General features: G+C 71.8%; 7 protein-coding genes. 2 read left to right on the forward strand and 5 right to left on the reverse strand.

What is annotated here, in order from left to right; genetic code table 11:
* Window positions 1-74: 74 nt before the first annotated feature.
* Entirely contained in the window at window positions 75-842 is a 768-nt protein-coding gene (locus ACWEFJ_RS09600) for an IclR family transcriptional regulator (protein WP_378097273.1), read from the forward strand.
* A gap of 43 nt (window positions 843-885) precedes the next feature.
* Here the strand turns inward: ACWEFJ_RS09600 and ACWEFJ_RS09605 are convergent, their stop codons facing one another.
* Window positions 886-2,076, reverse strand: a complete 1,191-nt coding sequence (locus ACWEFJ_RS09605; protein WP_449713456.1) for a helix-turn-helix domain-containing protein — start codon at window positions 2,074-2,076, stop codon at window positions 886-888.
* A gap of 185 nt (window positions 2,077-2,261) precedes the next feature.
* Between ACWEFJ_RS09605 and ACWEFJ_RS09610 the strand changes: the two genes are divergently transcribed.
* A complete protein-coding gene (locus ACWEFJ_RS09610) occupies window positions 2,262-2,483 on the forward strand; it encodes a hypothetical protein (protein ID WP_449713457.1) in 222 nt (73 codons plus the stop codon).
* A 147-nt stretch (window positions 2,484-2,630) separates the two neighbouring features.
* On the opposite strand, the gene ACWEFJ_RS09615 is transcribed toward ACWEFJ_RS09610, so the two are convergent.
* The 4 genes from ACWEFJ_RS09615 to ACWEFJ_RS09630 are packed head-to-tail and all read right to left on the reverse strand — an operon-like array spanning window position 2,631 to window position 6,187.
* Window positions 2,631-3,917, reverse strand: coding sequence for an MFS transporter (locus ACWEFJ_RS09615; RefSeq protein ID WP_378097261.1), 1,287 nt, complete (start codon window positions 3,915-3,917; stop codon window positions 2,631-2,633).
* Between the two features lie 8 nt (window positions 3,918-3,925).
* On the reverse strand, window positions 3,926-4,384 hold the full coding sequence (locus ACWEFJ_RS09620) for a MaoC family dehydratase (RefSeq protein ID WP_378097257.1): 459 nt from the start codon (window positions 4,382-4,384) through the stop codon (window positions 3,926-3,928).
* Entirely contained in the window at window positions 4,381-5,274 is an 894-nt protein-coding gene (locus ACWEFJ_RS09625; RefSeq protein WP_378097254.1) for an amidohydrolase family protein, read from the reverse strand. Before ACWEFJ_RS09625 ends, ACWEFJ_RS09620 begins: the two co-directional genes overlap by 4 nt.
* Before the next feature lies 1 nt (window position 5,275).
* Complete coding sequence (locus ACWEFJ_RS09630; RefSeq protein WP_449713458.1) at window positions 5,276-6,187, reverse strand: SDR family oxidoreductase; 912 nt, start codon at window positions 6,185-6,187, stop codon at window positions 5,276-5,278.
* Window positions 6,188-6,397 lie beyond the last annotated feature (210 nt).

Consider the following 6,397-nt stretch of genomic DNA (forward strand, 5'->3'; position numbering starts at 1 on the left):
ACTTCCACTGGGTGAAAGTGGCGGCGATCCGGTGGCCGCGAGGCCGTTACGTTCGGCGTTCGAGGGGGTGCGGCATGGCGGTCGACGGTGACGCGCCCCGGCGTTCCACGGCCGGGCGGGCGCTGGCGCTGCTCGGCGTGTTCGACGCCGACCACCCGCGGTTGAAGCTGACCGACCTGGCCCGCCGCACGTCCCTCCCGTTGCCGACGGTCCACCGGCTGGCCGGGGAGCTGGTGGCGTGGGGCGCGTTGGAGCGCGACGCGCGCGGGTTCTACCGGATCGGGTTGCGGCTGTGGGAGGCGGCGACGCTCGCGCCGGTGTCCGGCCGGCTGCGCGAGATCGCCCTGCCGTTCATGCAGGACCTCTACGAGGCGACCCGCGAGAACATCCACCTGGCCGTGCACGACGGCTTCGACGCGTTGTACGTGGAGAAGCTCTCGGGGCACCGCTCGGTGCCCGTGATCTCGCGGATCGGCGCGCGGCTGCCGATGCACTCGACGGGCGTGGGCAAGGCCCTCCTGGCCCGCGCCGACGCGGCCTTCGTGCGTGCCTACACCGAACGCCCCCTGCGCCGCTTCACCCCGTACACGATCACCGAGCGGGCCAGGCTGCTGCGGGACCTGCGCGTGACCGCCGCCCGGGGGTACGCGTTGACCAGCGAGGAGATGACGCTGGGCTCGTCCTCGGTGGCCGTCGCCATCCCGGGCGACCACGAACCGACCGGCGCCCTGGGCATCGTGGTCCGCTCGGTCCGCACCGACCTGCACCGCCTGGTACCCGACCTGCGCGCCGCCGCCGACGCCATCGCCCGCCGCCTGGACGACGCGGTCCGGTCCTCCTGAGCGCGGGAGCGCTGCCCGGATTCGTTTCCGGTGGGGGCAGGGGTTATGTCAACCCTGCCCACGCCGCCAGTCGGGCGACCGGTTCGGTGCGCCGTCGCGCCCGAGCGAGCGCACGGATCATCTCGTGGACCTGCGGGTGGTAACGCGTTTGCTGCGGCGAGAGCTGCCGAGCCCGGTGGATCTCACCGATCACGTTGTCGTAATCGCCCTGCATCAGATAGGCACGCGCCACATCGATGTGGTAGTGGCCCATCCGTGACGGGTAGAGTTTTCCCGCCGGATCCAGTCCCGCGCCACGTTGCAAAGCCACGGCCGGTTCCGCCGACTCCACGGCGGCTGCCACGGCGTGGATCTCCACGTTGGCGGCGGAGAATGCCGTGTCGAACTGGTCGCCCACCGTGCCGAGGTGGCGGGCCAGGTCGCGTGCCTCCTGCAAGTGCGCGTCGGACGTCGCGCGGTCGCCCAGGCGCGCGGAAACTATCGAGCCGGCGAGGTGGGCCGCGCCGAGCACTTCCATCCTGCGGACGTCCTTCTGTCCTCGCAGTTCGGCGTCGAGCTTGTCGAGCATCAGCGCACTCGCCTGATAGCTCCCGCTGAACATGAGGGCTTGGGAACGACTGTAGAGCCCCATCGCCGACCACATCGGGTCACCGCTGCGACTCGCCGCGGTGGACATCCTCTCGGCGGCCCAGGCGCTCAAGGAGAGATAGCCGAACTTGTAGGCGGCGAACATCGCCGAGTAATACGCCTGGGCGAGGAGCCGGTTCACTTCCTCGAGCCGTGCCGGAGGCGCCACGACGGACTGGACGCTCAGGTGGCGCAGCAGGTCGGGCAAGACTTCGAGGATGTCGGAGTACCGGCTGACCCGTCCTCTGGCGATGACGTACCGCAGGGTGGCGGAAAGCTCGGCCGGCGGGCGGAGGGGGCCGTCCAGGAGCGGGTTCTCACCTTCGATGACCGCGCGTTCGAGGTCGGGGATGAACCGCTTGTCCGACCCGTAGCGGCCGTGCAGCGAATCGAAGTCGCGCGGATCGGTCAGATCGGTGACGAGCAGGCCGAGCGCCCGTGCGGCGGACGCGATGAACATCGGCGAGGCCGCCACCGTGCCTTGCTCCACCTTCCTGAGGAGTGATGGCGAAATGTTGGCACGTGCCGCCAGTTGCACCTGTGTGAGGCCGGCGAGTTTCCGCGCCTCGACAACCCGTGCGGCCACGCCGTCGCTTTCGAATCCCATGGCAGCGCCACCTCCTCCGCATTGCAATTGTACCGCTGCGTTCACGCACCCCGGGACAATTGTCAGTTCCTTGTCACTTCACCTCCGCACCTCGACCTAACCTGCTGTTCACACACGCAATCGCGCGTCGGCACCACCGCCGGCGCGGATGACGTACCGAGTGGCAGAAAGGGAGTTGTGCGCAGATGGTGATGCAGCCCGCCGACGCGGTCGAGCAGACGTCGTACATCCGGGTGCTGTGCGAGGCCGACTTCGTGGAGTCCGTCACCGCCGACGGCGACTACGAGATCAGCTTCGGCGGCGTGGCGACGTTGGCCATGAGCCCCGACGCGGCGGAGAAGCTGTACTGGATGCTCGGGAGGAAGGTCCCGGACCTGCGGAAGGTGGCCGAAGACCTCCTGGCCTGACCGGCGCTCGGCGACAGCCCGCAGCGCCGGAGCCCCGCTCGCCGCGCAGGCGGGCGGGGTCGGCGGTCCTGGATGTTCAACTCGGGGTACCTGAACGTAGGACACGCGTGACGCGAACGTAGGACACGCGCGACGTGAACGTGGGACTCACGAGGGTTGGAGGGTGTGGGTGTTGGTTTCGCGCAGGGCCAGCACGCACACGACGGTGAGGAGGCAGAAGGCGGCGATGGTGGCCGAGATCAGGACCAGCCCGCCGCCGCCGCTCGCCCGCTGGATCGCGGCGAACAGCACCGGCGCGACGCCCGCGCCCAGGCCGGCGAGCTGGTAGCCCAACGACGCGCCCGTGTAGCGGTTCTCCGTCCGGAACAGCTCGCTGTACAGGGCGGCCAGCGGCCCGTACATCATCGGGTGGATGACGCCCTGGCCGAGCACCAGCGCGAACGTCAACAACGCCGCGTTCCCGCTGTCCACCATGGGGAACAGCAGGAACGCGAACACCGCCATCGCCACCGCGCCCGCCACCACGACGGGCCGCCGGCCGAACCGGTCCGACGCCGCCGCCCAGCCCAGGATCCCCACCACGGCACAGGCGGAGGACAGCGTGAGCGCGTTGAGCACGGTCTGGCGCGGGTGACCGGCGGCCACGCCGTGCGCCAGCACGAACGTCGTCAACGTGGACTGCGCGACGAACGCGGCCAACCCGACCCCGATGCCCAGCAGCAGCACGCGCGGCTGGCCGCGCAGCACCTCCACGACCGGGGCGCGACGCCTGCCGCCCGCCTCGACCACCGCGCGGAACGCGGGCGTCTCCTCCACCCGGTGCCGCACGAACAACCCCACGCCGAGCAGCACGACGCTGATCAGGAACGGGATCCGCCAGCCCCAGTCGAGGAACGCGCGGTCGCCCACCAGCGCGGCGGTCCCGGTCAGCGCCAACGTGGACAGCACCATCCCGCACGGCGCGCCCGCGTTGGTGAACCCGGCCCACAGCCCGCGCCTGCGCGTGGCGTGCTCGGCCGACATCAGCACCGCACCGCCCCACTCGCCGCCGACCGCGATGCCCTGCACCACGCGCAACAGCACCAGGCCGACCGGCGCGAGCCAGCCCACCTGCGCGTAGGTCGGCAGCAGTCCGATGAGGAAGCTGGCCACGCCCATCAGCACCATGGTCAGCACGAGCACCCGCTTGCGCCCCAGCAGGTCGCCGAAGTGCCCGAACACCACCCCGCCGAGCGGGCGGGCCAGGTAGCCGGTGGCGAACGTGCCGAAGCTCGCGATGGTGGCCACGAGCGGGTCGAGCGAGGAGAAGAAGACCTTGTTGAACACCACGGCGGACGCGGTGGCGTAGAGCAGGAAGTCGTAGTACTCGATCACGCTGCCGAGGAAGCTCGACGCGACGGCGCGGCGCAGTTGCACGTTCGGCGTGGTCGGCATGGCGGCCTTCAGGCGTAGTGCCGGTACGCGGCGCGCGCGACGCACGCGGGCTTGTCCACGCCGTCGATCTCGACGGTGAAGTCGAGCACCAGGTGCACGCCGCCGCCCTCGACCTCGTCCGCCGAGACGACCCGGCCCGCGAGCCTGATCTTGTCGCCGACGCGCACGGGGTTGGGGAACCGCACCTTGTCCAGCCCGTAGTTGACGCTCATCCGCACGCCGTCGACCGCCAGCAGCTCCCCGAACATGGGGATGATCAGCGCCAACGTGAGGTAGCCGTGCGCGACGGTGACGCCGAACGGCCCGGACGCCGCCCGGACGGGGTCGACGTGGATCCACTGGTGGTCGTCGGTGGCGTCGGCGAAGGTGTCGATCCGGTCCTGGGTGATCTCGCGCCACCCGGTGTGCCCGAGGTCCTGCCCCGCCAGCGCGAGGAGGGCCGCCGGCCCGGTCACGGTCGTGGTCATGTGCGCTCCGCGGTGTCGGCGGTCAGGCCGAGCAGCCTGGCCGCGTTGAGCTTGAGGATCTTGGGTCGGACGGACGGCTTCAGGTCCAGCGCCTCGAAGTCGGCGAGCCAGCGGTCCGGCGTGAGCACCGGGTAGTCCGAGCCGAACAGCACCTTGTCCTGCAACAGGGAGTTGGCGTAGCGGACGAGCTGCGGCGGGAAGTACTTGGGCGACCACCCGGACAGGTCGATGTGGACGTGCGGCTTGTGCGTGGCCACCGCCAGCGCCTCGTCCTGCCACGGGAACGACGGGTGCGCCAGGACGATCCGCAGCTCCGGGAAGTCCACCGCGACGTCGTCCACCAGCATGGGGTCGGAGTACCGCAGCCGGATGCCGCCACCGCCGGGCACGCCCGCGCCGATCCCCGTCTGCCCGCTGTGGAACAGCGCGGGCACGCCGAGTTCCTCGATCACCTCGTACAGCGGGTAGGCCATCGGGTCGTTCGGCGCGAAGCCCTGGAGGCTCGGGTGGAACTTGAAGCCGCGCACGCCGTGCCGCTCGACCAGTCGGCGCGCCTCCCGCGCGCCCGCGCGGCCCTTCCACGGGTCGACGCTCGCGAACGGGATGAGCACGTCGTCGTGCTCGGCGCAGTTCTCCGCGACCTCCTCGTTGGCGATGCGCGGGTGGCCGGTGGCGTGCTCGGCGTCGACGGTGAACACGACCGCCGCCATCCGCCGTTCCCGGTAGTGCGCGGCCAGCTCGTCGATGGTCGGCTGCCGGTGGCCGTGCGCGCCGAAGTACTTCGCGGACGCTTCGAGCAGGTCCGGCGGCAGCGACGGGTGGCCGTCGCGCGACACCTCGGCGTGGGTGTGGACGTCGATGGCCACCAGGTCGTCCAGGGCGAGGACCACGTCAGGCCGCCGGCGGGGTCGGGGCGGGGATGCCGTAGGGCTCGGGCTCCGCGCCGACGCCGGTCGCCCACGACTCCGCGATCGCGGCCGCGGTCCAGCCGCCGTCGGCGAACGCCACGGCCTTCTCGGCCGGGTGCGCCCAGAGGGCCAGCCGGTCGCCGCCGATGCCGATCGCCTGGCCGGTGATCCCCCGGGCCGCGTCGGAGGCGAGGAAGACGATCAGCGACGCGGCGTCCTCGACCGTGCCGAGGCCCTCGTCCTTGCGCAGCCAGTCCGGGAACGGCTCGCCGGTGCGCTCGGCGTGCTCGATGACGGGCGCGAACGCGGGGATGGTCCGGGTCATCTCGGTCGCGGCGACCGGCACCACGGCGTTGACCGCGATCCCGGACCGGGCCAGCTCCAGCGCCCAGGTGCGGGCGAACGCGACGATGCCCGCCTTCGCCGCCGCGTAGTTGGTCTGCCCGAAGTTGCCGCGCTGGCCCGCGGGCGACGAGATCAGCACCAGGCTGCCGCCCCGGCCCTGCTCGCGCATCCGGACCGCCGCCGCGCGGGCGCAGGTGAACGTGCCCCGCAGGTGGACGTCGACCACCGCGTCGAAGTCCTCGTCGGACATCTTCCACAGCACCTTGTCGCGCAGGATGCCCGCGTTGGCGACCAGCACGTCGAGCCCGCCGAACTCCTCGACGGCGGCCGCGACGAGCCGGTCGGCGGTCGCGGTGGGTCCGACCGGCGCGACCACCGCGACCGCGCGCCCGCCCGCCGCCTCGATCGCCTTGACGGTCGAGGCGGCGGCCTCGGCGTCCACGTCGTTGACGACGACCGCCGCGCCCGCTGCCGCCAGGGCCTCCGCGTACGCCCGCCCCAGCCCGCGGCCACTGCCGGTGACCACGGCGACCTTCCCTCGCAAGTCCATGACGGCGAACATACGGCAGTTTCGTGACGGCCGTCCATAGTGTGCCCATCATCGTCCTACGGGCAGCCCGAAGCCGCGGGCGACGCCGGGAGCGCGGGCGGTCGAGGCGCGGACGGTCGAGGCGCGGACGGTCGAGGCGCGGACGGTCGAGGCGCGGACGGTCGAGGCGCGGACGGTCGAGGCGCGGACGGTCGAGGCGCGGACGGTCCG

It is taken from the genome of Actinosynnema sp. NPDC004786 (assembly GCF_053601135.1).